The organism is Pseudomonas sp. Irchel s3h9, assembly GCF_900187475.1.
Classification (GTDB): Bacteria; Pseudomonadota; Gammaproteobacteria; order Pseudomonadales; family Pseudomonadaceae; genus Aquipseudomonas; species Aquipseudomonas neuropathica.
Window position 1 is genome coordinate 180,846 of record NZ_FYDH01000006.1, and the last position, 25,006, is coordinate 205,851.

General features: G+C 60.2%; 23 protein-coding genes. 8 read left to right on the plus strand and 15 right to left on the minus strand.

Annotated features, from left to right (window positions below; genetic code table 11):
• Positions 1-59: 59 nt before the first annotated feature.
• Together CKW26_RS12225 and CKW26_RS12230 are read right to left on the minus strand one after the other, a co-directional pair.
• Positions 60-827: a YdcF family protein gene (locus CKW26_RS12225; protein ID WP_095048766.1), complete on the minus strand. Its 768-nt coding sequence runs from the start codon at positions 825-827 to the stop codon at positions 60-62.
• A gap of 104 nt (positions 828-931) precedes the next feature.
• Complete coding sequence (locus CKW26_RS12230) at positions 932-1,255, minus strand: hypothetical protein (protein WP_095048767.1); 324 nt, start codon at positions 1,253-1,255, stop codon at positions 932-934.
• A 255-nt stretch (positions 1,256-1,510) separates the two neighbouring features.
• On the opposite strand from CKW26_RS12230, the gene leuS reads away from it, so the two are divergent.
• The 5 genes from leuS to CKW26_RS12255 all read left to right on the plus strand — a co-directional run bounded on the left by leuS (position 1,511) and on the right by CKW26_RS12255 (position 7,571).
• Positions 1,511-4,117, plus strand: coding sequence for a leucine--tRNA ligase (gene leuS / locus CKW26_RS12235; protein WP_095048768.1), 2,607 nt, complete (start codon positions 1,511-1,513; stop codon positions 4,115-4,117).
• 87 nt (positions 4,118-4,204) lie between these two features.
• Positions 4,205-4,810, plus strand: a complete 606-nt coding sequence (lptE, locus tag CKW26_RS12240) for an LPS assembly lipoprotein LptE (protein ID WP_095048769.1) — start codon at positions 4,205-4,207, stop codon at positions 4,808-4,810.
• Between the two features lie 39 nt (positions 4,811-4,849).
• The gene (gene holA, locus CKW26_RS12245; protein WP_095048770.1) at positions 4,850-5,887 is read left to right on the plus strand and encodes a DNA polymerase III subunit delta; all 1,038 of its coding nucleotides are present in this window, start codon (positions 4,850-4,852) and stop codon (positions 5,885-5,887) included.
• Between the two features lie 136 nt (positions 5,888-6,023).
• The gene (arfA, locus tag CKW26_RS12250) at positions 6,024-6,188 is read left to right on the plus strand and encodes an alternative ribosome rescue factor ArfA (RefSeq protein WP_095048771.1); all 165 of its coding nucleotides are present in this window, start codon (positions 6,024-6,026) and stop codon (positions 6,186-6,188) included.
• 60 nt (positions 6,189-6,248) lie between these two features.
• The gene (locus CKW26_RS12255; RefSeq protein ID WP_095048772.1) at positions 6,249-7,571 is read left to right on the plus strand and encodes a lytic murein transglycosylase; all 1,323 of its coding nucleotides are present in this window, start codon (positions 6,249-6,251) and stop codon (positions 7,569-7,571) included.
• Positions 7,572-7,683: 112 nt separating this feature from the next.
• On the opposite strand, the gene CKW26_RS12260 is transcribed toward CKW26_RS12255, so the two are convergent.
• The 13 genes from CKW26_RS12260 to CKW26_RS12320 form a co-directional block, all read right to left on the minus strand.
• On the minus strand, positions 7,684-8,634 hold the full coding sequence (locus CKW26_RS12260) for an LD-carboxypeptidase (protein WP_095048773.1): 951 nt from the start codon (positions 8,632-8,634) through the stop codon (positions 7,684-7,686).
• Positions 8,635-8,806: 172 nt separating this feature from the next.
• A complete protein-coding gene (gene lipA / locus CKW26_RS12265; protein WP_167394918.1) occupies positions 8,807-9,805 on the minus strand; it encodes a lipoyl synthase in 999 nt (332 codons plus the stop codon).
• Between the two features lie 25 nt (positions 9,806-9,830).
• The gene (lipB, locus tag CKW26_RS12270) at positions 9,831-10,478 is read right to left on the minus strand and encodes a lipoyl(octanoyl) transferase LipB (protein WP_095048774.1); all 648 of its coding nucleotides are present in this window, start codon (positions 10,476-10,478) and stop codon (positions 9,831-9,833) included.
• Positions 10,478-10,753 carry a DUF493 domain-containing protein gene (locus CKW26_RS12275; RefSeq protein ID WP_095048775.1) on the minus strand — a complete coding sequence of 92 codons (276 nt, stop codon included), beginning with the start codon at positions 10,751-10,753 and terminating at the stop codon, positions 10,478-10,480. Before CKW26_RS12275 ends, lipB begins: the two co-directional genes overlap by 1 nt.
• Positions 10,754-10,838: 85 nt before the next feature.
• Positions 10,839-11,996 (minus strand): D-alanyl-D-alanine carboxypeptidase family protein, encoded by a 1,158-nt coding sequence (locus CKW26_RS12280; RefSeq protein WP_038361911.1) that lies wholly within the window; start codon positions 11,994-11,996, stop codon positions 10,839-10,841.
• 187 nt (positions 11,997-12,183) lie between these two features.
• Positions 12,184-13,194: a septal ring lytic transglycosylase RlpA family protein gene (locus CKW26_RS12285; protein WP_095048776.1), complete on the minus strand. Its 1,011-nt coding sequence runs from the start codon at positions 13,192-13,194 to the stop codon at positions 12,184-12,186.
• Entirely contained in the window at positions 13,194-14,204 is a 1,011-nt protein-coding gene (mltB, locus tag CKW26_RS12290) for a lytic murein transglycosylase B (protein WP_095048777.1), read from the minus strand. The genes CKW26_RS12285 and mltB overlap by 1 nt, the downstream gene beginning before the upstream one ends.
• A gap of 17 nt (positions 14,205-14,221) precedes the next feature.
• A complete protein-coding gene (gene rodA / locus CKW26_RS12295) occupies positions 14,222-15,325 on the minus strand; it encodes a rod shape-determining protein RodA (protein WP_095048844.1) in 1,104 nt (367 codons plus the stop codon).
• 31 nt (positions 15,326-15,356) lie between these two features.
• Entirely contained in the window at positions 15,357-17,252 is a 1,896-nt protein-coding gene (gene mrdA, locus CKW26_RS12300) for a penicillin-binding protein 2 (protein ID WP_095048778.1), read from the minus strand.
• A 10-nt stretch (positions 17,253-17,262) separates the two neighbouring features.
• Complete coding sequence (gene rlmH / locus CKW26_RS12305; RefSeq protein WP_003185785.1) at positions 17,263-17,730, minus strand: 23S rRNA (pseudouridine(1915)-N(3))-methyltransferase RlmH; 468 nt, start codon at positions 17,728-17,730, stop codon at positions 17,263-17,265.
• Between the two features lie 9 nt (positions 17,731-17,739).
• A complete protein-coding gene (rsfS, locus tag CKW26_RS12310) occupies positions 17,740-18,234 on the minus strand; it encodes a ribosome silencing factor (protein WP_016986117.1) in 495 nt (164 codons plus the stop codon).
• 72 nt (positions 18,235-18,306) lie between these two features.
• Positions 18,307-19,029 carry a nicotinate-nucleotide adenylyltransferase gene (nadD, locus tag CKW26_RS12315; RefSeq protein WP_095048779.1) on the minus strand — a complete coding sequence of 241 codons (723 nt, stop codon included), beginning with the start codon at positions 19,027-19,029 and terminating at the stop codon, positions 18,307-18,309.
• The gene (locus CKW26_RS12320) at positions 18,998-20,269 is read right to left on the minus strand and encodes a glutamate-5-semialdehyde dehydrogenase (protein ID WP_095048845.1); all 1,272 of its coding nucleotides are present in this window, start codon (positions 20,267-20,269) and stop codon (positions 18,998-19,000) included. Before CKW26_RS12320 ends, nadD begins: the two co-directional genes overlap by 32 nt.
• Positions 20,270-20,446: 177 nt before the next feature.
• Here CKW26_RS12320 and CKW26_RS12325 point away from each other — a divergent pair, with 177 nt between their 5' ends.
• From CKW26_RS12325 to CKW26_RS12335, 3 genes are all read left to right on the plus strand, one after another.
• Positions 20,447-21,142, plus strand: coding sequence for a DNA-3-methyladenine glycosylase (locus tag CKW26_RS12325; protein ID WP_095048780.1), 696 nt, complete (start codon positions 20,447-20,449; stop codon positions 21,140-21,142).
• Between the two features lie 126 nt (positions 21,143-21,268).
• Positions 21,269-22,585: a bifunctional DedA family/phosphatase PAP2 family protein gene (locus tag CKW26_RS12330; RefSeq protein WP_095048781.1), complete on the plus strand. Its 1,317-nt coding sequence runs from the start codon at positions 21,269-21,271 to the stop codon at positions 22,583-22,585.
• A 351-nt stretch (positions 22,586-22,936) separates the two neighbouring features.
• The gene (locus CKW26_RS12335) at positions 22,937-24,967 is read left to right on the plus strand and encodes a hypothetical protein (RefSeq protein ID WP_095048782.1); all 2,031 of its coding nucleotides are present in this window, start codon (positions 22,937-22,939) and stop codon (positions 24,965-24,967) included.
• The last annotated feature ends 39 nt before the right edge of the window (positions 24,968-25,006 follow it).

The following is a 25,006-nucleotide window of genomic DNA, read 5'->3' on the forward strand; positions in this document are numbered from 1 at the left end:
CGCTTCGGATGTGGCGCAGAGCGCCACCGGATGCATTCCCACGCAGAGCGTGGGAACGATCAGTCAGCCCGGTAAAACAGTGAATACCCCACCTGCCCCACCGCTTCATTCAACAACTGCCCGCTCTGCCAGATCGACTTGAACTCCGGCAGCCAGCCACCAAACGGTCTCGCGTTATCAGTTCCGAGAAATCCGACCGGGGCCGGCACCACTTCAAAACCCGCCTGTTGAAAACTCCATACCGATCGCGGCATGTGCCAGGCCTGCGTCACCACGACCACGCGCTTGATCCCCTGCGGCAACAAGATATCGGCCGTGAACTTCGCATTTTCCCACGTAGTGCGGCTCTCGCCTTCCTGCCAGCGCACGGTCACGCCAAAATCGTCGCGCAACGAATCCGCCATCAACTTCGCCTCAGTCGGCGGCGTACCGTAATGCAGGCCACCAGTGGTCAAAATCGGCAAACCGGATGCCTTCGCCAGTCGAGCCGCATACCGCTGACGCTCAAGGCCCACACCGGTCGGCTGATCCTCACCCCAGGCCAGATCGCCGCGCTCACGACCTGAGCCCAACACCACAATCGCGTCGGCCCGCTGCGCCAGCGTCGCCCACTCTTCACGGGCCAACGGTGGCTCGCGTTCCAGAGCTTTCGCGCCCCACTGCACGACCACCGGCAGGCTCATCAGCCACATTCCGCCAAAGCCAATGGCAAAACACAATCCAGCCAGGCGCGGCCGTGAGCGGCGCAGCCACCAAGCGGCCAGCAACAGCAGCAAAAGAATGCCGGGTGGTAACAAAAGTTGTTTGATGAAATAACGAAAAGGCATCGAGCATCTCCACAGATGCCCGAAGCCTAAGAGTGTTAATAAAGCGTTACAACCAATAGGTGGGATCCCGTTGAAAAAGATCCGGTTCTTGACCTGCCATGCGCTTACTTGGCCTGTACAGAGCGAACCTTGACGGTGTCTCTGCCGGGCGCCTTGTCCTTGAGCCAGATGACCTTGGCCGAATGTGCTGCATCGAGCTGCTTCACTGCCTGTGACAAGCATCCATGCGTTTCACGTTCACTGCGATCCAGATAGGCCTTGACCAGTTTGAACTCGGCGGGACTCAAGCCACGCAATTCCAGTTCCAGGGGGCGCTCGTCGCGCAGCCGGTCAGCGGTTTTTAATGCGTCCAGGGCCATACCAAGACGATCGATCAATCTTTCGTACAACTCGGGTTTCGTCACGTTTTTTTGCCGTTGCTCCACCATCCCTCACCTCATTGAAGATAAGACTCACTCCCCAGTTAGAGCTTAGCTTCGCTGCACAAACCGGCTGCACGCCGCGACCAACGGCCCTCGCCACGGATTTGCCGGGACAAACAGCTGTAATCAGGGTTTCCCTAGGCCGAGCGCGGTCATGTATGCTACGGCGCTTCCTGTAATTCCACTTCCAGCTCGTCCGGGCCAACCCCGGCACCTGCGTTGAAGAGGATTAGGCCACCCCTATCCAGTACAAAAGTAGCCATGCACGAACAATATCAGCCCCGTGAAATCGAAGCCGCCGCCCAGTCGTTCTGGGACGAGCAAAAGTCCTTTGAAGTCAGTGAACAGCCAGGCAAGGAAACCTACTACTGCCTGTCGATGTTCCCTTACCCCAGCGGCAAGCTACACATGGGGCACGTGCGCAACTACACCATCGGCGACGTGATCTCCCGCTATCAGCGCATGCTCGGCAAGAACGTTCTGCAACCTATGGGTTGGGACGCGTTCGGCATGCCGGCAGAAAACGCCGCGATGAAGAACAACGTCGCGCCGGCCAAGTGGACCTACGAAAACATCGCCTACATGAAGACCCAGCTGCGCAGCCTGGGTCTGGCGGTCGACTGGTCGCGCGAAGTCACCACCTGCAAGCCGGATTACTACCGCTGGGAACAATGGCTGTTCACTCGCCTGTTCGAAAAAGGCGTGATCTACCGTAAAAACGGCACCGTGAACTGGGACCCGATCGACCAGACCGTTCTCGCTAACGAACAGGTGATCGACGGTCGCGGCTGGCGTTCCGGCGCGCTGATCGAAAAGCGCGAAATCCCGATGTACTACTTCAAGATCACCGCTTATGCGGATGAGCTGCTGGAGAGCCTCGACGAGCTGACTGGCTGGCCTGAACAGGTCAAGACCATGCAGCGCAACTGGATCGGCAAATCCCGCGGCATGGAAGTGCAGTTCCCGTACAACGTCGACTCGATTGGCGTAGCCGGCACCCTGAAAGTCTTCACTACCCGTCCGGACACCCTGATGGGCGCGACCTATGTCGCCGTGGCTGCCGAGCATCCGCTGGCGACCCAGGCAGCGCAGAACAACCCTGAGCTGCAAGCGTTCATCGCTGAATGCAAGGGCGGCAGCGTTGCTGAAGCCGACGTCGCCACACAAGAGAAAAAAGGCCTGCCGACCGGCCTGTTCGTCGAGCACCCGCTGACCGGTGAGAAACTGCCTGTTTGGGTCGCCAACTACGTGCTGATGCACTACGGCGACGGCGCTGTAATGGCCGTACCGGCGCACGACGAGCGCGATTTCGAATTCGCTCACAAGTACAACCTGCCAGTGAAATCGGTGGTGCGTACCAGTTCCGGCGACAGCAACCCGGCCCCGTGGCAAGACGCCTACGGCGAGCACGGCACACTGATCAACTCCGGCGAATTCGACGGTCTCGACTTCGCGGGTGCGTTCGACGCCATCGAAGTGGCCCTGATCAAGAAAGAACTGGGCGCCTCGCGCACTCAGTTCCGCCTGCGCGACTGGGGCATCAGCCGTCAGCGCTACTGGGGCTGCCCGATCCCGATCATCCACTGCGATGCATGCGGTGACGTGCCGGTACCGGAAGATCAACTGCCTGTGGTCCTGCCGGAAGACGTGGTGCCGGACGGTGCTGGTTCGCCGCTGGCGCGCATGCCGGAATTCTACGAGTGCAGCTGCCCGAAATGCGGTCAGCCTGCCAAGCGTGAAACCGACACCATGGACACGTTCGTCGAGTCGTCGTGGTACTACGCCCGTTACGCCTCGCCGCACTTTGAAGGCGGTCTGGTGGAAAAATCCGCAGCCGACCACTGGTTGCCAGTCGATCAGTACATCGGTGGTATCGAACACGCCATTCTTCACCTGCTCTACGCGCGCTTCTTCCACAAGCTGATGCGTGACGAAGGCCTGGTCAGCTCCAACGAGCCGTTCAAGAACCTGCTGACCCAAGGCATGGTGATCGCCGAAACCTACTACCGTCGCGAAGCCAATGGTGCTTACACCTGGTTCAACCCGGCGGACGTAGAACTCGAGCGCGACAGCAAAGCCAAGGTCATCAGTGCCAAGCTGAAATCCGACGGTCTGCCGGTAGAAATCGGCGGCACCGAGAAGATGGCCAAGTCGAAGAACAACGGCGTTGACCCACAGTCGATGATCGATCAGTTCGGCGCCGACACCTGCCGCCTGTTCATGATGTTCGCTTCGCCACCTGACATGAGCGCTGAGTGGTCCGACTCCGGCGTCGAAGGTTCGCACCGTTTCCTCAAGCGCGTCTGGCGTCTGGCGCAAGCCCACGTCACTCAGGGCTTGCCGGGCAAGCTGGACATCGCCAGCCTGAACGATGAGCAGAAGGCCGTGCGCCGCGCCATTCACGTGGCCATCAAGCAGGCCAGCCACGACGTCGGCCAGAACCACAAATTCAACACCGCCATCGCCCAGGTAATGACGCTGATGAACGTGCTGGAAAAAGCCGCGCAAAGCACCGAGCAGGATCGCGCGCTGATTCACGAAGGTCTGGAAGCCGTGACGCTGTTGCTGGCACCAATCACGCCGCACATCAGCCACGAACTGTGGAACCAGCTGGGTCACGCCGATGCAGTCATCGACGCCGGGTGGCCGGCAGTGGATGAAAGCGCTTTGGTGCAGGACAGCCTGACCCTGGTCATCCAGGTCAACGGCAAACTGCGCGGCCAGATCGAAATGCCGGCCAGCGCGACCCGCGAAGAAGTTGAAGCAGCAGCCCGCGCCAACGAAAACGTACTGCGTTTCGTCGACGGCCTGACTATTCGTAAAGTGATCGTTGTGCCGGGGAAACTGGTCAACATCGTCGCCAGCTAATTGGATCGGGCGCCAGGCTCGCCTGGCGCCAAGTAAAACCTTTCGGGCCGTACAATCGGCCCACGTGGTTTCAAGGGGAGCAACACAATGATCAAACGCAATCTGCTGGTGATGGGCCTCGCCGTTCTGTTGAGCGCCTGCGGTTTCCAGCTGCGCGGTACCGGCACTAACGAACTGTCGATCAAGGAACTCGACCTGAGCGCCCGTAATGCCTACGGCGAGACGGTCACGCAACTGCGTCAGGTGCTGGAGTCGAGCGGCGTCAAGGTTTACAGCGGTGCTCCGTACAAACTTTTCCTGGCTGACCAGCAGGAGAGCCAGCGCATCCTCAGCTACGCCGGTGCCGGTCGTACGGGCGAGTATCAAGTCAGTACTGTTCTGAACTACGAGATCCGGGGCGACAAGAACCTGCAACTGCTCAGCGACAAACTTGAAGTTCAGAAAGTGTTTATCCACGACGGTAACAACCTCGTGGGCTCCGATCAGGAAGCCAACGACGCCCGTCGCGAAACCACTCGCGAACTGGTCCAACGCATGATGTTGCGTCTGCAGCAACTGACCCCGGGTCAACTGCAGCAGCTGCAGCAAGCTGCCAATGACCGCGCCAAGGCAGAAGCCGATGCGCTGCAAGCGGCACAAAAGGCTGAAGCGGAAACCCCGCGCCAGTCGCCGCTCGAAGTACCGCAGCAGTAAGACGTTCGGGGCGCTCAGGCGCCCCGTTCGGCATTTCTTATGAAGCTCGCTCCCGCCCAACTCGGTAAACACCTGCAAGGTGCTTTGGCGCCTGTCTACATCATCAGCGGCGATGACCCGCTACTGTGCCAGGAAGCCGCCGACGCCATCCGCAGCGCTGCGCGTCAGCAAGGTTTTGATGAACGCCAGGTCTTCGCCGCCGACGCCAATTTCGATTGGGGCACGTTGTTGCAGGCCGGCGCCAGCATGTCGTTGTTCGCCGAAAAGCGCCTGCTGGAACTGCGCCTGCCCTCGGGCAAACCCGGTGACAAAGGCGCCGCTGCATTCATCGAATACTGCTCGCGTCCCGCTGAAGACACGGTGCTGCTGATCAGCCTGCCGAAGATGGATGGCAGCGCGCAGAAAACCAAGTGGGGCAAGGCACTGGTGGAAGGCCAGCAGACCCAGTTCATCCAGATCTGGCCGGTGGACGCCAATCAGTTGCCGAGCTGGATTCGTCAGCGCTTGTCTCAGGCTGGTTTGTCGGCCAGCCAGGACGCGGTCGAACTGATTGCTGCACGCGTCGAAGGCAACTTGCTCGCTGCCGCGCAGGAAATCGAAAAGCTCAAATTGATGGCCGAAGGTGGGCAGATCACCGTTGAAACCGTGCAGGCCGCCGTGGCCGACAGTGCGCGGTTTGACGTGTTTGGTTTGACCGACGCCGTGCTCAACGGCGAGCCGGCCCACGCGCTGCGCATGCTTGAAGGCTTGCGCGGTGAAGGTGTCGAACCGCCGGTGATTCTCTGGGCGCTGGCGCGGGAGCTGCGCTTGCTGGCTAATATTTCGTTGCAATACAGCCAGGGTACGCCGCTGGACAAGTGTTTCAGCCAGGCGAAGCCGCCGGTCTGGGACAAGCGCAAACCTTTGATGAGCAAAGCCCTGCAACGCTACTCGGCGCAACGCTGGGCGCAGTTGTTGCTCGAAGCCCAGCGCATCGATGCGCAGATCAAGGGCCAGGCTGCCGGTTCGCCGTGGATGAGCCTGAGTCGCTTGGCATTATTGATGGCTGGCCAACGCCTGTCATTGCCTGCCGAGTAAGATCAAAAGATCGCAGCCTTCGGCAGCTCCTACACCGATCCCTGTAGGAGCTGCCGAAGGCTGCGATCTTTTGACTTTCCTATAGCATGAGCAGATTATCTGCTGCGCAAAACCTCACTCACTCGAGAGAACCCTAATGAGCAAAAAGCCAGCAAAGCATGGCCCCAACAAGGCCAAATCCATCGTCGCCCAACCCCTGTTCCGCAGTCGCCAGGAACGACCAGCCAAGGGTAAAGGCAGCTACCGCCGCGAAGCCTTCCAGTCTGACAGCTGGGAGGCTTCTTACTTTCTGGCCGCTTAAAGCGCAGTACCCCCCGCTCATGTTAAGGTCTGCACCTGATTCGTTTTCCTGGAACTGTGCATGCCCCTAAGTCTTTCCCGTCGCTGGCCTGTTCGCCAATTGATCGCTGCCTCCAGCTTCATTCTGCTTGTCGCCTGCGCGGAAAAACCGACCGCCGCCGATGCGCAACCCCTTCAAGCCGCGCCCGTCGCCACGGCCCCAGCGATCATCCCGCCGGTAGTGCCGTCCGCCGACCCTCTTGATCTTCAGCCGACCCAGACCTTTGCCGAATGGCAGGCCGGTTTCCGCAAGGACGCCCTCGCCGCCGGGATCCGCCCTGACCTGTTCGATCGCGCCTTTGCCAATATCAGCTTCGACGCTAGCGTGATTCGCGCCGACCGCAGTCAGCCGGAATTTTCCCGTCCGGTGTGGGAATACCTTGATGGCGCGCTCTCGCCACTACGAGTGCGTAAAGGTCAGGCACTGATCAGCCAGTACGCCGATATTCTGCAAAGCATCGAACAGCGTTATGGCGTTGACCGTCAGGCGCTGGTGTCGGTGTGGGGCATGGAAAGCAATTTCGGTCAGTTTCAGGGCAGTAAGTCGGTGATCAACTCGCTGGCCACCCTCGCTTACGAAGGCCGTCGGCCGGGCTTTGCTCATGCGCAATTGATCGCTGCGCTGCAGATCCTGCAACAGGGTGACATCACGCCAGAGAAGATGCTCGGCTCGTGGGCTGGCGCCATGGGGCAGACCCAGTTCATTCCGACCACTTACAACACTCACGCAGTGGACTTCGACGGTGACGGTCGCCGCGATATCTGGGGCAGTCCTGCCGATGCGCTGGCCTCAACTGCGCATTACCTGCAAAGCTCCGGCTGGCAGCGTGGCCAGCCGTGGGGGTTTGAAGTGCAGCTGCCGAGCAGCTTCAACTACACCCTGGCTGATGGCGCGATTCGCAAGAGTGTCGCCGAATGGCGTCAGTTGGGCGTGACCCTGCCGAATGGCGGTCAGGTGCCAGCAGGCTCTGAACAGCTGTCTGCCGCCCTGCTGCTGCCGGCTGGTTATCGTGGGCCGGCATTCCTGATCCTCGACAACTTCCGCGCGATCCTCAAGTACAACAACTCCTCGTCGTACGCGCTGGCAGTGAGCCTGTTGTCCGAGCGTTTCAGCGGTGGCGGCTTGATCAACGGCAGTTGGCCAAAAGATGACCTGCCGCTGAGCCGCACCGAGCGTATGGAATTGCAGACCCTGCTGAGTGCGCGCAATTACGATGCCGGCACGGCGGACGGGATCATCGGCGCCAACACGCGCAAGGCGATTCGCAGTGCCCAGCAGTCATTTGGCTGGCCGGCGGACGGGTATCCGACGCACAAGTTGCTGGAAAGCCTGCGTAGCCAATAGAACGAATGCCGTATGGCTGATATCGCTTTCGCGAGCAGGCTCGCTCCCACATTGAAATGCATTCCAAATGTGGGAGCCTGCTCGCGGAGACTGACTATCAGGCAATAAACCTTCAGGCCTTGATCACCACATCCTGCTCCAGCATCAATTCCTGCTTCCCGGCATCCAGCCGCACCAGCGCCCCCATCGGCAGCGTCAGGTTCGGATCGCAATGCCCGCTACGCCACCCCGATAACACCGGAATCCGCAACGGCTCGAAAGTCTGCTTGAGCAATCGGTTCAGTGCCGCGACTTCCACCCCCGCCACGTCCCCGACCAGCACACCTCGCAATTTTGCCAGTTTGCCGGCCAGGCGCATCTGTGTCAGCAAGCGATCAATGCGATACAGCGGCTCGTTGATGTCCTCGATGAGCAGAATCACCCCTTCGACATCAATCTCGTAAGGCGTGCCCAAGGTTGCGGCGATCATCGCCAGATTACCGCCGAGCAAGCGTCCGTGCGCAATGCCAGGTTCGACGGTAGTCAACGGATAAGCCACCGGATGGCTCAGCACACTCCCCGCCTTCAATTGCCCGCGCAGCATGGCGAAGAATGAAGTGACCGTCGGCGGCTCCTTGTCGCCCAACAAGTCAGCGTTGAGCAGCGGCCCGTGGAAGGTCACGAATCCTGCGTAACGACTGATGGCCAGGTGCAGCGCGGTGATATCGCTGTAGCCAACGAATGGCTTGGCATGGCGGCTCAGCAGGTCGTAATCGATCCGGTCGAGCAAGCGCGGCGTGCCGTAGCCGCCGCGCAGGCAAATGATGGCATCGACCTCGGGATCAGCGAATGCCGCATGCAGATCACGCAAACGCACGTCGTCACTGCCAGCCAGATAGCCGTCTTTTTCATAAACACCGGGAAACACCTTCAGCCCATAACCGCGGGCTCGCATCCATCGCACCGCCTCATCGGCGTCCAGAGCACCAGGGCCGGCAGGCGCAATGACGCCGATCAACCCTTCCGAGGGCAGTGCAGGCACGGCTCTGTGTGGGCAAAGAGTATGGGTCGGTCGAACGGTCATCCTTGGATCTCCCTGTGAGTCATGCACACACAGTAGTCAGGAACGGGGGCAAACAGAAGAGGGTCGGCCACGCCGCAGGTTGCAGGAAAAATCAGCATCGAATGTAAGACGGGCAAAAAAATGCCCGCCGGGCGTTAAAACCTCGGCGGGCATTTTTTCATTCAGCGCCGGATCAGGAACCCAGCAGCTCAGCCTTGACCAACTTCGCTTGCTCGTCGGCGTGGTATGAAGAACGCACCAGCGGCCCCGAGGCAACGTTTTTGAAGCCCATCTTGTAACCTTCCTCGGCGAACCAGGCGAAGGTGTCCGGGTGCACAAAGCGCTGCACCGGCAAGTGACTACGGGACGGTTGCAGGTACTGGCCGAGGGTCAGCATGTCGATGTCATGTTCGCGCATGCGCTTCATGACTTCGATGACTTCCTCGTCGGTCTCACCCAGACCCAGCATCAAGCCGGATTTGGTCGGAATATGCGGCATCATCTGCTTGAAGCGTTGCAGCAAGGTCAGCGACCACTGGTAATCCGAACCCGGGCGCGCTGCCTTGTAGAGGCGCGGCACGGTTTCCAGGTTGTGGTTGAACACATCCGGCGGCTCGGCCGCGGTGATTTCCAGCGCGACGTCCATGCGGCCACGGTAGTCCGGAACCAGGGTTTCCAGCTGCACGTTCGGCGACAGTTTGCGGATTTCGCGGATGCAGTCGGCAAAGTGCTGGGCACCGCCGTCACGCAGGTCGTCGCGGTCAACCGAGGTGATCACCACGTACTTGAGCTTGAGGTCGGCGATGGCGATGGCCAGGCTTTGCGGCTCATTGACGTCCAGTGGCTTCGGACGACCGTGGCCGACGTCGCAGAACGGGCAGCGACGGGTGCAGATGTCGCCCATGATCATGAAGGTCGCGGTGCCGCCGGAGAAGCACTCGCCAAGGTTCGGGCAGGATGCTTCTTCGCAGACGCTGTGCAGCTTGTGCTTGCGCAGCAGGCTCTTGATCCGGTCGACTTCCGGCGAAACCGGGATACGCACACGAATCCAGTCAGGTTTCTTCGGCAGTTCGGTGGTCGGAATGATCTTTACCGGGATGCGTGCAACCTTCTCGGCGCCGCGCAGCTTGACGCCGGCTTCTACCTTGGGACGCGGGGCCGGGCGCTCGGTCACGTCGAGCGTCGGGATCATGGTTTGCACTGCATCAGTAGTCATATCAGTCGATTCCGCCCGTCAGGGTCGTCTGCTCAGCATAGTCGAGGTGTTTGACGAGCTGCGCGCGCAGCCGGGCACTTACCTCGGCAAATTCAATCGATCCTGCGTGGTCGCTCAGCTGGGTCATCGCCAGCCCGGCATAGCCGCAGGGATTAATCCGTCGAAACGGTTCCAGGTTCATATCCACGTTCAGGGCCAGGCCATGAAAGGAACAACCGTGGCGAATCCGCAAACCCAGAGAAGCGATTTTCGCTCCATTGACGTACACGCCGGGAGCGTCTGGCTTGGCCGCCGCGATCACGCCGTAGCTGGCCAGCAGTTCGATCAGGCAAAGCTCCATGCGGCTGACCAGATCACGCACGCCGAAACCCAGCTTGCGCACATCCAGTAACAGGTAAGCCACCAATTGGCCGGGGCCATGATAAGTCACCTGGCCGCCACGATCGACCTGCACCACCGGGATGTCTCCCGGCAGCAGCAAGTGTTCGGCCTTGCCAGCCTGGCCCTGAGTGAACACCGGCGGGTGTTCGACGAGCCAGATTTCGTCGGCGGCATCGCTGCCGCGTTCGTTGGTGAAGCACTGCATGGCATGCCAGACCGGCTCGTAAGCCATCTGGCCGAGTTCACGAAAGCCCAGCGTGCCCGGCATCACAACACCATGTGCACGAAGCCGGTCGCCCGCAGTTCGCTGTTGATGTTGTACAGCTGATCCTGATCGGTCGCGACGATGTGTAACTGAATGGTGGTGTATTTGCCGTTGCTGCTCGAACGCTCGTCGATACGCTCATCATTGATCTTCGCGAATTTCTTCACGATTTCGATGATCTTATCTTTGTGGCCAACCCCCGTGTCGCTGATCACCTTAACCGGATAATCAACCTGGGGAAATTCGATCTTTGGCGCCTTTACTTCGGTATCGGTCATGGCGTAACGGCCTCTTGAGCGCAAGCCGTGATAACGCGCATGGCCCCGCACCAGATCGGGGCGGGGCCATGCAGGTCAACACAAATCAGTTGAACAAGCCGTAGAAGAATAGACGGATGCTATCCCACATGCGGCGGAAGATACCACCCTCCTCGACGCCATCCAGAGCGATCAGGTCAGCGCTGTGCACGACCTTGTCTTCCAGTTTGACTTCGACTTTACCGATCACGTCGCCCTTGGCGATTGGCGCGGTCAGTTGCGGGTTCATGGTCATGCTCGCAGCAAGCTTCTTCAGCTGGCCTTTTGGCAGGGTCATGGTCAGGTCTTCAGCCAGGCCGGCCTTGACTTGATTGGTGGTGCCTTTCCACACCGGGGCCTGAGCCAATTCGGTGCCCTTCTGATAGAAGGTCTGGGTTTCGAAGAAGCGGAAGCCGTAAGTCAGCAGCTTCTGGGTCTCAGCGGCGCGAGCCACTTCGCTGTTGGTGCCGAACACCACGGCGATCAGACGCTGGCCGTCACGTACAGCCGAGGACACCATGCAGTAGCCGGCTTCGTCGGTGTGACCGGTTTTCAGACCGTCAACGGTCTTGTCGCGCCACAGCAGCAGGTTGCGGTTAGGCTGCTTGATGCCATTCCAGAAGAACTCTTTCTGCGAGTAGATCGCGTAGTGAGCCGGGTCTTCGTGGATGATCGCACGGGCCAGGATCGCCATGTCGTGAGCCGACGAGTAATGCTCAGGGTTTGGCAGACCGGTCGGGTTCATGAAGTGGGAATTGGTCATGCCCAGATCAGTCACAGTCTTGTTCATCAGGTCGGCGAACGCGTCTTCGCTACCGGCGATGTGCTCGGACAGCGCCACGCTGGCGTCGTTGCCGGACTGGATGATGATGCCGTGCAGCAGGTCGCTGACAGTCACCTGCGAGCCGACTTTGATGAACATCCGCGAACCGCCGGTGCGCCAGGCGTTTTCGCTGACGGTCACCGGATCGTTTTCACCGATCTGGCCGCGACGGATTTCCAGGGTCGCGATGTAAGCGGTCATCAGCTTGGTCAGGCTGGCCGGTGGCAGACGCTGGTCGCCATTGTTCTCGACCAGCACGTTGCCGCTGCTGGCATCCATCAGAACGTAGGCTTTGGCAGCCAGTTGCGGTGGCGACGGCATCATCTCGGCCGCGAAGGCGGCTGGCGAGAGGAGCAGCGGGACTAGCAGACACAGGCGTTTGGCAAAGGTGGTGATGTTCATCCGTCTCTCGAAATCGCTAATGGAAACTGTCCTTGCGGACAAAATTTAATCAGATGACTTTCTAACGAGTCATCGCGTGTTGAGTTGCTCACTCCAGTCACCCTTGCCGGGCTTTTGTTCTTCGACGAGCCAACAACCTGGTTCACCCCCCGATACCGCAAGTGAACCGTCAATCAAGTTCTACGTATTACTCGGTGACCACACTTGGCGAACCAAGGTTGGCCAGGCGCACGCTGTTCTGCACCTGGGCAATTTCACCCGGCGAGCCGATCGGCCCCAGGCGAACCCGGTGCAGGGTCTGTTGATTGCGCACGATCGAGCTGATGAACACCGGAGCGCTCACCATCCCGCTGAGCTTCGACCTCAGCAGTTCTGCAGCGTCCGGGTTGGCGAACGCGCCCACCTGCAGATACTGGCCAGACGCTGGTGCAGAAGCGTTTTTTTTTGCACTCATCGGCACGGGGACGGTGTCGGAGGCATGTTGCTGCGGCGGTGGCGTCCATTGCTCGACGGTGCCGGCCGAGGCCGTGATCACCGGGGCGCTACTCTGCGCGACTTGCGGCTCGTTGAGCATCAAAGGCGCCGGACGGCCCTTGGCGGCCCACCACTGCTGAGGATCGATGCCTTCGACCTTGACCCGCGCGGTGCCGATTTCGGCATAACCGAGCTTCTTCGCCGCAGCATAGGACAGGTCGATGATACGGTCAGAATAGAACGGCCCACGGTCGTTGACCCGCAGGATCACGCTCTTGTTATTGTCCAGGTTGGTCACCCGAACGTAACTTGGCAGTGGCAATGTCTTGTGGGCGGCACTCATGCCGTACAGGTCGTAGACCTCGCCGTTGGCGGTGTTCTGACCGTGAAACTTGGTGCCGTACCAGGACGCCGTACCCGAAGCCACGTAGGTCTTCGATTCCTGCAGCGGGAAGTAGGTCTTGCCCAGCACCGTGTACGGGTTGGCCTTGTACGGACCGGTGTGCAGGGTCGGCGTGGCGTCCGGGATGCGCGATACGTCGACGTCCCACCACGGCGCGCCATCTTTATGCGCACGGTTGATGTCCAGGCCCGGCTGGGCACGCACAGCGGTCGTGGTGGTTTTCTGAGTCGGCGAACGGCTGGTCGAGCAACTGGCGACCAGCACCGCCAACGCAGCGAATGCCACCAGCTTCAGGGGTTTATTGTTAGGCAATGCCCGCATTACTTGACGCCCCGTGCTTGTACCAGCTGTTCAGACAGTTGATGTACGGCCATGGCGTACATCACGCTGCGGTTATAACGCGTGATCGCGTAGAAATTCTTCAGGCCCATCCAGTATTCAGGGCCGTTGTCGCCTTCGAGGCGAAATGCAGTAACCGGCATATCATCGCGCAGCGCATCATGACTTGACCAGCCCAGCACTCGCAACTCTCCAACCGTTTTCGTCGGTTCGATGCCGGTGGTCAGGCCTTCATCGACCTGTTCGCCACGGACATCGGCACGGCTGACCACCGGCTCACCCGCGACCCAGCCGTGACGTTTGAAATAACTGGCGACGCTGCCGATCGCATCATCCGGGTTGTTCCAGATATTGATGTGGCCGTCACCGTCGAAATCCACCGCGTAAGCGCGAAAGCTGCTCGGCATGAACTGCGGCAGGCCCATGGCCCCGGCGTACGAGCCTTTGAGGGTCAATGGATCGACCTGTTCTTCACGCGCCAGCAGCAGGAACTCACGCAGTTCCTTGCGGAAAAATTCGGCACGGGGAGGATAGTCGAAACCGAGCGTGGACAAGGCATCGATCACCCGGTAATTACCGGTATTACGTCCGAAAAAGGTTTCAACGCCAATGATCGACACGATGACTTGTGCCGGCACGCCGTATTCCTGCTCGGCACGGGCCAGCGTCGCCTCGTGCTGACGCCAGAAGTCCACACCGCGTGCAATGCGCGCATCGGTGATGAACATCGGACGGTATTCTTTCCACTGCTTGACCCGCTCGGCAGGCCTGGAAATGGCGTCGAGAATCGCCTGCTTGCGCTGAGCTTCGCGGAACACCGCCATCAGCTGCTCACCAGCAAAACCGTAGTCGCGGGTCATTTCACCGACGAACTCGGCCACCTGCGGCGACCCTTCGTATTCGCCGGCCAGCGCTTCCTGCACGCTACCCAGCAGGCCGATCAGGCCTACCAATGGCGCGCATCGAGTCGCCCAGCCACGCATAACTTGCATTGAACTCTTCACCTTATTCAAACCTGTGCGATCCACTTGCGATGGGTATGGATCGACATCAAAACCCCAAACGCTGACAGCAGCGTCACCAGCGAAGTTCCTCCGTAGCTAATGAACGGCAACGGCACCCCTACAACCGGCAACAGGCCACTGACCATACCGATGTTGACGAAAACGTAAACAAAAAACGTCATAGTCAACGCGCCGGCGAGCAATTTGCCGAACAGCGTCTGGGCTTGAGCGGTAATCACCAGCCCCCGTCCAATCAGCAACAGATAGATCAGCAACAGCGCGCAGATACCGACCAGGCCGAACTCTTCGCCGAGTACGGCAATGATGAAGTCGGTGTGGCTTTCCGGGAGGAAGTCCAAGTGCGACTGGGTGCCGAGCAGCCAGCCCTTGCCGAACACGCCGCCGGAACCAATCGCCGCTTTCGACTGAATGATGTTCCAGCCGGTGCCGAGCGGATCGCTTTCCGGGTCGAGGAAGGTCAGGATTCGCTGCTTCTGGTAGTCGTGCATGATGAAAAACCACATTGCCACCGACACCGGGATCGCCGCCGCCAGCACGCTGAGAATCCAGCGCCAGCGCAGCCCGCCCATGAACAGTACGAACGCGCCACCGGCAAGGATCAGCAGCGAAGTTCCCAGGTCAGGCTGGCGCACGATCAACACGAACGGCACGCCGATCAGCATCAGACTGATGCCGACATGCTTGAGTTGCGGCGGCAGCGTGCGCTTGGACAGATACCAGGCGATGGTCGCCGGCATCAGGATCTTCATGAACTCCGAAGGCTGGAAGCGGATCACCCCGGGGATATTGATCCAGCGTGTCGCGCCCATGGCGTTGTGCCCCATGATGTCCACCACCAACAGCAGCACCACGCCGATCACATAGCCGAGCGGCACCCAACGCGCCATGAAACGCGGCTCGAACTGGGCGATGATGATCATCGACACCAGACCGATGCCGAATGAAGTGGCCTGCTTGGCCAGCAGATCCCAGCTTTTGCCACTGGCCGAATACAGCACGAACAGGCTGCCGGCGGCGAGTATCAGCAGCAGGATCAACAACGGGCCATCGATATGCAGTCTTTGCAGCAACGTCGCGCGGCGACGCATCACATCCTCACTGGAGAGCATGCGATCAAAGTTATTCATCACGGGCCGTAGCCTCCGCACTGATTGGGCTGGCGTATTCGGCCTTCAAACGTCCGTCCTGATCGAGCAGCCAGGCATCCATGACCTGGCGCACCACAGGCGCGGCAACGCCGGAACCGGACTCACCGTTCTCGACCATCACCGAAACGACGATTTTCGGGTCATCGGCCGGAGCAAAACCGACGAACAGGGCGTGGTCGCGGTGGCGCTCCTGAACCTTGGAGCGGTCGTACTTCTCGCCCTGTTTGATCGCCACGACCTGCGCGGTACCCGACTTGCCAGCGATGCGGTATTGCGCGCCGATCGCCGCTTTGCGCGCGGTACCGCGGGCACCGTGCATTACCTGCTGCATGCCGTGGTTGACCTTGGTCCAGTCCGACGGATCACGCAGGATGATGTCCGGCATCGGATTCTCGTCCACCGGTTTCACCCCTTCGAGGGATTTGGCCAGGTGCGGACGGTTCCAAACGCCTTTGTTGGCCACCAGCGCGGTGGCCTGGGCCAGTTGCAGCGGGGTCGATTGCATATAGCCCTGGCCGATCCCGAGGATCAGGGTTTCGCCGGGGAACCACGCCTGCTTACGCGTCGCCCGCTTCCACTCGCGGGACGGCATCAGACCGGGGGATTCTTCGAACATGTCCAGCGAGACCTTCTGGCCGATGCCGAACTTGTTCATGTAGGCCGACAACCGATCGATACCGAGCTTGTGCGCCAGGTCATAGAAGTAGGTGTCGTTGGAACGCATGATCGCCGTGTCGAGGTCGACGAAGCCGTCACCGGTGCGGTTCCAGTTACGGTATTTGTGATCGTAGTTGGGCAGCATGTAGTAGCCCGGGTCGAATACCCGGCTCGACGCAGTCACTACACCGGAATCGAGGCCGGCAATCGCCACCGCCGGTTTGATCGTCGAGCCTGGCGGATACAGACCGCGCAACACGCGGTTGAACAGCGGCCGGTCAATGGAATCACGCAACTCGGCATAGGCCTTGAAGCTGATCCCGGTGACGAACAGGTTCGGGTCGAAGCTCGGCTGACTGACCATCGCCAGCACTTCGCCGGTCTTCGGATCGAGCGCAACTACCGCACCACGACGTCCGCCGAGTGCAGCCTCCGCGGCTTCCTGCAACTTGATGTCCAGGCTCAGAACAATGTCCTTGCCGGGAATCGGATCGGTGCGCTTGAGCACGCGCAAGACGCGGCCGCGGGCGTTGGTTTCGACTTCTTCGTAACCGACCTGACCGTGCAATTCCGGCTCGTAGAAACGCTCGATGCCGGTCTTGCCAATGTGGTGGGTGCCGCTGTAATTGACCGGATCGAGGGTCTTCAGCTCTTTCTCGTTGATCCGCCCCATGTAGCCGACCGAGTGCGCAAAGTGCGCGCCCTGCGGATAGTGACGAACCAGCTGCGCCACCACTTCTACGCCGGGCAGCCGGAACTGGTTCACCGCAATCCGGGCGATCTGCTCCTCGGTCAGCTCGAACAGGATCGGCACCGGCTCGAACGGTCGGCGCCCCTGACGCATGCGCTTCTCGAAGATCACCCGGTCTTCAGGCGTCAGCTCCAGCACTTCGACGATGACGTCGAGCACCTGCTGCCAGTCGCCGGAGCGCTCGCGGGTCATGCTCAGGCTGAAGCTTGGACGGTTGTCCGCCACCACCACGCCGTTGCGGTCGAAAATCAACCCACGGGTTGGTGGAATTGGCTGCACATGGACACGGTTGTTTTCCGAGAGCGTCGAGTGGTACTCGTACTGGATCACCTGCAAGTAATACAGCCGCGCGATCAACACGCCGATCAGCAGCATGATCGCAATGGCCCCGAACACGACGCGGCTACGCACCAGGCGTGCGTCCTTTTCGTGGTCCTTGATGCGGATCGGCTGAGACATGAGGGCTGGATTACTTGTGGTAAGGGTGACCGGACAGCACGGTCCAGGCACGATACAACTGTTCGCCGATCAGGATCCGCACCAACGGGTGCGGCAACGTCAGCGGCGACAACGACCAGCGCTGATCGGCACGGGCGCAGACTTCAGGCGCCAGCCCTTCCGGGCCACCGACCATGAAATTGACCGTGCGCGAATCCAGCCGCCAACGGTCGAGTTCGACCGCCAGCTGCTCGGTACTCCAGGGTTTGCCGTGGACTTCCAGCGTGACGATCCGCTCGTTCGGCCCGACCTTGGCCAGCATGGCTTCGCCTTCCTGGCGGATGAAACGGGCCACGTCGGCATTCTTGCCACGGGTATTGAGCGGTATTTCCACCAGTTCCAGCGCCAGCTCGGACGGAAGACGCTTGGCATATTCATGCCAGCCTTCTTCCACCCACTTGGGCATGCGTGAACCGACGGCGATCAGGCGCAGTCGCACAGCAATCCCTTACAGCTGGTCTTTGTTGAGCTTGGTGAAATGCTCGTGGGTGTTTTCCGGGCTGTGGTGCTTGGCATCGGCCGCACGGCTCTGCTCGGCACCGGCCCACAGGCGTTCCAGGTCGTAGAACTGACGTGCCGAGGCGGTCATCATGTGCACGATCACCAGGTCCAGGTCGAGCAGCACCCAGTCACTGTCGCCCTTGCCTTCTTCGCCCAGCGGCTTGGCGCCCTGCTTTTTGACTTCTTCGCGAACCTTGTCGAGCATCGCGTTGATCTGGCGGTTGGAAGTACCGGTGGCGATGATCATGTAGTCAGTGATGCTCTGCTTGTCGCGAACATCGATGATCTGGATGTCTTGTGCCTTGACGTCTTCCAGGGCAGCCACGGCCAGCTTGACCAGCTCGTCGCCTTTCAGCGGCTCATTGGTGTTGACCGGCTCTGGCAGCGGGGCGCTCTTGAATGTGCCTTTGCGCTTTACTTTGGTTTGGTCTTTGTCAGTCATATAAAACTCGTTTTGCTCGTATATTCGGCGGCTTGGCGACACGTGGATTCGTATCAGTGAAGCACGCCTTGTTCAGTTCGACGCACGGTACAGACCGTGCGCATCGATGTAGGCCAGGACCGCGTCGGGCACCAGGAAACGTACCGACTTACCGCTGGCCAGCAGTTGACGGATCTGGGTGGCGGAAACCGCGAGCGGTGTCTGCCAGACGAATGCAATCTGTCCGCTCGGCCCTTTCAGGGCCAGCGGGTCGCTCACCGAACGCGCTGCCAGCAGGTTGCGCAAGGCATCCGGCGGTTCGCTGTCGGCGTCCGGGCGCTGTAGCACCAGGATATGGCAATGCTGGAGCAACTCTTCCCAGCGGTGCCAAGTGGGCAGGCCGCAAAATGCGTCCCAGCCCAAAAGCAGAAAAACCTGGGTCTCGGCGGGCATTTCCGCGCGCATCGACTCCAGGGTATCAATGGTCCAAGACGGTTTGTCCCGCTGCAATTCGCGGGCGTCCACCACCAGCGGCGGCAATCCCGCCACCGCACATTCGACCATCGCCAGCCGATCCTGCGCCGACACCTGCGGCGTACCGCGATGAGGCGGCCGCGCGTTCGGCATCAGGCGCAACTCATCGAGCGCCAGCGCTTCGGCGACTTCCAGCCCACCGCGCAAATGGCCGATGTGCACCGGGTCGAACGTGCCGCCCAGGACGCCAATGCGCCGGGGGCGGTACTCGTTGCCAGCTTGCGGCGCTGTCAGGTCGAGGTCGGTCAAGTCAGACCGTCGCCTGGCCGCGCAACTGGCCATCACCGACCACGACGTACTTCTCGCAGGTCAGTCCTTCGAGACCCACCGGGCCGCGGGCGTGCAGCTTATCAGTAGAAATACCGATCTCGGCACCCAATCCGTATTCAAATCCATCGGCAAAGCACGTCGGCGTGTTGATCATCACCGACGCCGAGTCGACTTCCGCCACAAAACGACGGGTGTCAGCGAGGTTTTCGCTGACGATCGAGTCGGTGTGATGGGAGCCGTAATGGTTGATGTGTTCGATCGCCTGATCCAGACCGTCGACCACGCGAATCGACAGGATCGGCGCCAGATACTCGGTGCTCCAGTCCTCTTCGCTGGCAGCAACGGCTTCGATGATCGCCCGCGTACGTTCGCAACCACGCAGTTCGACGCCTTTTTCGCGGAACTGGGCGGCCATCGACGGCAGGAAATCCTTAGCAACAGTTTGATCGACCAGCAAGGTCTCCATCGCACCGCAAATACCGTAGCGATAAGTCTTGGCATTGAACGCGATGCGCTGGGCCTTGGGCAGATCGGCGTGGGCACTGACGTAAACGTGGCAGATACCGTCCAGATGCTTGATCACTGGTACGCGGGCATCACGGCTGATACGTTCGATCAGGCCACGGCCACCGCGCGGCACGATCACGTCGACGTACTCGGGCATGGTGATCATCGCGCCAACAGCGGCACGGTCAGTGGTTTCGACCACTTGCACCACAGCGGCAGGCAATTCGGCCTCGGCCAGACCGCGCTGAATGCATGCGGCAATCGCACGGTTGGAATGAATCGCTTCAGAGCCACCGCGCAGAATGGTCGCATTGCCGGACTTCAGGCACAGGCTGGCAGCATCGATGGTCACGTTGGGACGGGATTCGTAGATGATCCCGATCACGCCCAACGGCACGCGCATCTTGCCGACCTGAATGCCCGACGGACGGAAGCTCATGTCGCGGATCGCACCGACCGGATCCGGCAGTGCAGCGACCTGACGCAAACCGACGATCATGCCGTCGATGCGCGCCGGGGTCAGTTCCAGACGCTCCAGCAGTGCCGGTTCCAGACCATTGGCGCGACCGGCGGCCAGATCCTGCTCATTGGCGGCGGCAAGCTCGGCGCGCGCGGCGTCCAAGGCATTGGCAGCAGCCTGCAAGGCGCGGTTTTTCTGCGCGGTGCTGGCACGGCCGATGACCCGGGAGGCTTCGCGGGCGGCGCGACCCAATCGGGTCATGTAGTCAAGAACGGACTCAGTCATGGTCTGCTGGGGTCTTGGCAAAGAGGAAAGCGGCAGATTATAGCTGCCGCGTCCCGGGACTAACAGCGGTGACGGGCGGATGGTCGAAATGAACGCGGATTCGCCGGCGTTCAGGCCCAATTAAGCCGCGCGTTGTTATCATCACGACCTCCTGAGCCTGGATAAACATTGCCTGCCATGTCCAACCTGACCGTTCGCAACCGCGTCGAACGCCTGCCGCTAGGGCTGCCGGACGCCTTTTTCGACCGTGATGCGCAAGTGCTGGCGCAGGATCTGCTCGGCAAAGTCATTCGTCACCGGGTCGGCGATCTGTGGCTGAGCGCGCGAATCATCGAAACCGAAGCCTATTACTGCGCAGAAAAAGGCAGCCACGCCTCGTTGGGCTACACAGAAAAGCGTAAGGCTTTGTTTCTGGATGGCGGCCACATCTATATGTATTACGCCCGCGGCGGTGATTCGCTGAACTTCAGCGCACAAGGTCCGGGCAATGCGGTACTGATCAAATCCGCCTATCCGTGGGTCGATGAAATCAGCGGTCCGGCGAGTCTGGCGCAGATGCTGCTGAACAATCCCGACGCGCAGGGACGTGCGCGGCCTTCGCAAAAGCTTTGCGCCGGGCAAACCCTGCTGTGCAAAGCGCTGGGACTGAAAGTGCCGGTGTGGGACGCCAAGCGTTTTGATCATGAAGTCCTTCTGGTAGAAGACACCGGGCCGGCACCTTCGCACATTATCCAGACAACACGCCTGGGCATCCCCCTCGGCCGGGACGAACAATTGATGTACCGCTTCGTCGATGCGACTTACGCGCAATGGTGCACGCGGAACCCGCTGCGACGCGGTCAGGTCGAAGGCCGAGATTATTTTCTGCTGTAAACACACACTCATGTAGGAGCTGCCGAAGGCTGCGATCTTTTGATCTTGCTTTCAGGATCAAGATCAAAAGATCGCAGCCTTCGGCAGCTCCTACAGGAGGCCATTAATGATTTGGAGTTTTTCTGTATGGGCCCATGGCTCGATAGCGTGACCGGGTGGCTGGCCGCCAATCCACAATGGCTGGCGGCTGCAGTTTTCATTGTGGCCTTTGTGGAATGCCTGGCGATTGCCGGTTTGATCGTGCCGGGCACCGTGCTGCTGTTTGCCGTCGCCGTGCTGGCCGGCAGCGGCGCCCTGTCACTGAGCGAGACCTTGTTGCTGGGCTTCCTTGGCGGGATTCTCGGCGATGCCGTTTCGTACTTCCTCGGTCGCCATTTCCACCAGAACATTCGGCGCCTGCCGGGGCTACGGCATCATCCGGAATGGATGGCCGGCGCCGAGTCGTATTTCCAGCGCTACGGCATTGCCAGTCTGCTGGTCGGCCGCTTCATCGGGCCATTGCGACCGATGCTGCCCATGGTCGCCGGCATGTGCGACATGCCCTTCCCGCGTTTTGCCGCTGTCAGCCTGCTGGCGGCCGCCGGCTGGAGTCTCGCCTATCTGCTGCCGGGCTGGGCCACCGGCGCGGCCTTCCGTCTGCCATTGCCTGAAGGGTTCTGGCTGGAGGCCGGCATTGTCGCTGGCAGCATCGCCGCAATGGTCGGCCTCAGCGTGAACAGCAGCCTGCGTCGCCACCGTCGCGCGACCATCTGGATCAGCAGCATGAGCCTGTTGATTCTGATTGGCCTGTTCATCGGCTATCCGTACCTGACAGCACTCGATCAAGGGGTGATGACGCTGGTGCAGGAACATCGCCAGCCAATGCTGGATGAAATTGCGGTCACACTGACCCTGATCGGTGAGTTCCGCAACATGCTGCTGTTCAGCGTCCTGCTGACCGGCCTGTTGCTGCTGTGCCGGCAATGGCGCCATGCGATCTTCGTTGGCGGTACGCTGCTGGTGACCGCATTGGCCAACACCGGGACCAAATACTTCTTCGCCCGGGTGCGTCCGGAAGTGCTGACCGACCCACTGACCACTTACAGCATGCCCAGTGGCCATGCCTCAGGTTCGTTTGCACTGTTTCTGACCCTGGCGGTACTCGCCGGCCGTGGCCAGCCGCCACGCATGCGCCTGACCTGGTTGCTGATCGCCTGTATTCCGGCCCTTTCCATCGCCCTGTCGCGGGTCTATCTGGGCGCTCATTGGCCAACCGACGTGCTGGCCGGCGCCATGCTCGCCGCCTGTGTCTGCGCTGCCGCCCTGTGGCTGAGCCAGCGTAAAACCCCACTCAATCCTATGCCGTTCAAGATCTGGTGGTTGATCCTGCCGGCAATGTTGGCGCTGTTCGGGTTTTTCGTCCTGCGGCACTTGCCTCATACCTTGTTGCGTTACGCCTATTGAATCTGGCGATACACAAGCCTTAATCCTTCTGCGCTGCTCTTTTAGGAATTCTCCGACAAGAGCAGCGCTGTTCTCTTATTCAAACTTACTCGCCCACGGTAAAAATCCTTATTTACCAAACCGCAACTTCGCACACTTCAAACTAAAAACAACCGAAGTTACATATCAATTACGAACCCTCACGCCAGCGCCTTCCATAACTTGAAAAACCAGTTAGATTAAATCCACATATTTGAAACCCTTCGGCACATTCTCACCCATTAAAGTGAGACCGCCTGCACTTGCCTGCCCAACAATCAATTCAACTGACGAAGCGAGGGTTTCAATACATCAACTGATTTCGAGTACGCCATGAGTCCAAAGACACCGCGCAAACCACCCCAGAGCTCAACGCAACAACCTGAAGCGAGCACATTCCCGCCCCTGCGTACCGACACACCGTTCACTCCAGGTGGCCCTTCGATTTTCCGGTTACCGGGTTTGCCGAGTGGCCAGTATCCCGTTCACACCGCTGGCGGCTGGCCGGTCGCGGATGCAACCCCGCCTGCCGTGGTCATCCAACCGATGCAGGCGACGAACCCTGCCCGCCTCGCAAGCGATAATTCCCCCGACACCTACTGGCTGCGTGACGACTTCCTGCGTGGAATGAAACCGGCGGAGGATGACGGTTTTCGCTGGATCGTCGGACGACAGTTTGTCGACGTCGAATATGAAGGCGACTTGCGCACCACCCATGTTGGCCAGGATGCCGATGGGGTTTATCGCTGCAAGATGGTCACCGAGCGGTCCGCGTCCGGACCGGCGCTGTACCGGAATGAAGGCCGGTTGACCTGGCGCCTGACGGAGCATCCGGCACCCGCCATGGCCTCGACAAAACGACCTGCGCCGCTACCGGGCGATCAACCGGGGATCGACCCCGTCGCGAAACGGCCTCGACCCGCCCACCTCGATTCGAATCTGTACAAGGCATCGCTGCGTTCACCGGATGCCCAAGGCTATTACGAACTGGCCCCTGCATTCGGGGCGAACAACGTGATCACGCAATTTGCCTTTATGGACGCTTTTGGTCACTGGATCCCGGTCGATCCGCCCGCAGGCGGATTCGGTGCCGAGCCCACGCTCTTGAAGCATTGGACAGACCATGAGATCTGGCAGGTGTACGACATCCATGGCCAGGATCTCGTGCGTTTTCGCACCGAAGCCCAAGCCAGCGGCAAGAGTCCGCAATGGGCGACTCCTGAAGTCACGAACCCGCACCGCGACTTGCTGCGCGACACCCTGCGCTGGCTGCACCCAAGCATGAATCCTGCACAGCGCGAAGCATTTCTGCAGTCCTATAACCTGCTGCCCAGCCAACTGGCCCGCTTGCAACAGGACCTGAAGACCGAACTGCAAATGCCGCAATGGGCGCAGGCACACAAACACCTGATCGACGACCTCGACCATCCGCAGCGTCTCGAGCAACTGAGCCGCGAGGCTGTCGAGGAACTTAACCTCAAGCGTGATGCCCGGCATGACTGGTACAGCCCGGAAACCAGCATGACCGCGCCGGTGCGCGAAGCGCTGCTGGGCAAACTCGGCTATCTGCGCAACAAGAACAATTGCCTGTACCGCACCGACGTGCCGGCGCTGTTCCGTGGCGATGAACGCACACCGTTCGAGCTCGCCAATGACGGCTTCATGCTACCGCGATACCAGCACAAACCGGGCGCCACCACGCATAAGCCGATGAGCGCAACCTTCAGCCTCAAAGAAGGCCTGATGTACGCAAGGGAGCCTGACCCCGAGTACTTGCGGTTCAACAGCCAGACGAGCAAATACCCGGGGCGGGATGCTGACGATAGCGCCTCGGGCAGCGATGTCAGTGATACCGAGAGCAGCTCATCGTCCGAATGGTCCGACGCCACAAGCCCGGTGCCGTGGGATCGCGATCGCCGCTATGAATCAACACGCACACGTCAGCGGGAAATGTTTCTGTATGTGCTCGACACCCGCGACCTGGAAGTGGTGCCTCATGAAGAAAACATGAGTTTCAATTCAGCGGCCCGCGACACACCCCCCACCTGGTTTCCCTCCGATGACTTCGAAGGGCTGATATCAGTCAGCCGCAGAGGACTGGATGCCGAGCGTATCTGGCTGCTGAATTCGGACCTGAGCAAAGCCGTGAGGGTCGATGACCTCAAGGAACAGGCAGGCGCGAACGCTGAGCGCATCGAAGCCGCCACCCATGCCGGACACGAGAACAAATTCGCCTACGACCAGTTGATCGACAACGCCGAAGCCGCCGGCAAACCTGTGCTCAGTCTGTCGGGCAACGGCGACGAATTCGCCTACGCCATCCACTGGCCCGAGTCGACAACGCCGGCGGCTCGACATCAATGACACACCGGTAGGGACACCGGTCATGCGTTTTCATTAAAG

Coding starts and splice junctions, on each gene's coding strand:
- CKW26_RS12225 (WP_095048766.1), bottom strand. CDS start 827: ATGCCTTTTCGTTATTTCATCAAACAACTTTTGTTACCACCCGGCATT.
- CKW26_RS12230 (WP_095048767.1), bottom strand. CDS start 1,255: ATGGTGGAGCAACGGCAAAAAAACGTGACGAAACCCGAGTTGTACGAA.
- leuS (WP_095048768.1), top strand. CDS start 1,511: ATGCACGAACAATATCAGCCCCGTGAAATCGAAGCCGCCGCCCAGTCG.
- lptE (WP_095048769.1), top strand. CDS start 4,205: ATGATCAAACGCAATCTGCTGGTGATGGGCCTCGCCGTTCTGTTGAGC.
- holA (WP_095048770.1), top strand. CDS start 4,850: ATGAAGCTCGCTCCCGCCCAACTCGGTAAACACCTGCAAGGTGCTTTG.
- arfA (WP_095048771.1), top strand. CDS start 6,024: ATGAGCAAAAAGCCAGCAAAGCATGGCCCCAACAAGGCCAAATCCATC.
- CKW26_RS12255 (WP_095048772.1), top strand. CDS start 6,249: ATGCCCCTAAGTCTTTCCCGTCGCTGGCCTGTTCGCCAATTGATCGCT.
- CKW26_RS12260 (WP_095048773.1), bottom strand. CDS start 8,634: ATGACCGTTCGACCGACCCATACTCTTTGCCCACACAGAGCCGTGCCT.
- lipA (WP_167394918.1), bottom strand. CDS start 9,805: ATGATCCCGACGCTCGACGTGACCGAGCGCCCGGCCCCGCGTCCCAAG.
- lipB (WP_095048774.1), bottom strand. CDS start 10,478: ATGCCGGGCACGCTGGGCTTTCGTGAACTCGGCCAGATGGCTTACGAG.
- CKW26_RS12275 (WP_095048775.1), bottom strand. CDS start 10,753: ATGACCGATACCGAAGTAAAGGCGCCAAAGATCGAATTTCCCCAGGTT.
- CKW26_RS12280 (WP_038361911.1), bottom strand. CDS start 11,996: ATGAACATCACCACCTTTGCCAAACGCCTGTGTCTGCTAGTCCCGCTG.
- CKW26_RS12285 (WP_095048776.1), bottom strand. CDS start 13,194: ATGCGGGCATTGCCTAACAATAAACCCCTGAAGCTGGTGGCATTCGCT.
- mltB (WP_095048777.1), bottom strand. CDS start 14,204: ATGCAAGTTATGCGTGGCTGGGCGACTCGATGCGCGCCATTGGTAGGC.
- rodA (WP_095048844.1), bottom strand. CDS start 15,325: ATGCGTCGCCGCGCGACGTTGCTGCAAAGACTGCATATCGATGGCCCG.
- mrdA (WP_095048778.1), bottom strand. CDS start 17,252: ATGTCTCAGCCGATCCGCATCAAGGACCACGAAAAGGACGCACGCCTG.
- rsfS (WP_016986117.1), bottom strand. CDS start 18,234: ATGACTGACAAAGACCAAACCAAAGTAAAGCGCAAAGGCACATTCAAG.
- nadD (WP_095048779.1), bottom strand. CDS start 19,029: ATGGCCAGTTGCGCGGCCAGGCGACGGTCTGACTTGACCGACCTCGAC.
- CKW26_RS12320 (WP_095048845.1), bottom strand. CDS start 20,269: ATGACTGAGTCCGTTCTTGACTACATGACCCGATTGGGTCGCGCCGCC.
- CKW26_RS12325 (WP_095048780.1), top strand. CDS start 20,447: ATGTCCAACCTGACCGTTCGCAACCGCGTCGAACGCCTGCCGCTAGGG.
- CKW26_RS12330 (WP_095048781.1), top strand. CDS start 21,269: ATGGGCCCATGGCTCGATAGCGTGACCGGGTGGCTGGCCGCCAATCCA.
- CKW26_RS12335 (WP_095048782.1), top strand. CDS start 22,937: ATGAGTCCAAAGACACCGCGCAAACCACCCCAGAGCTCAACGCAACAA.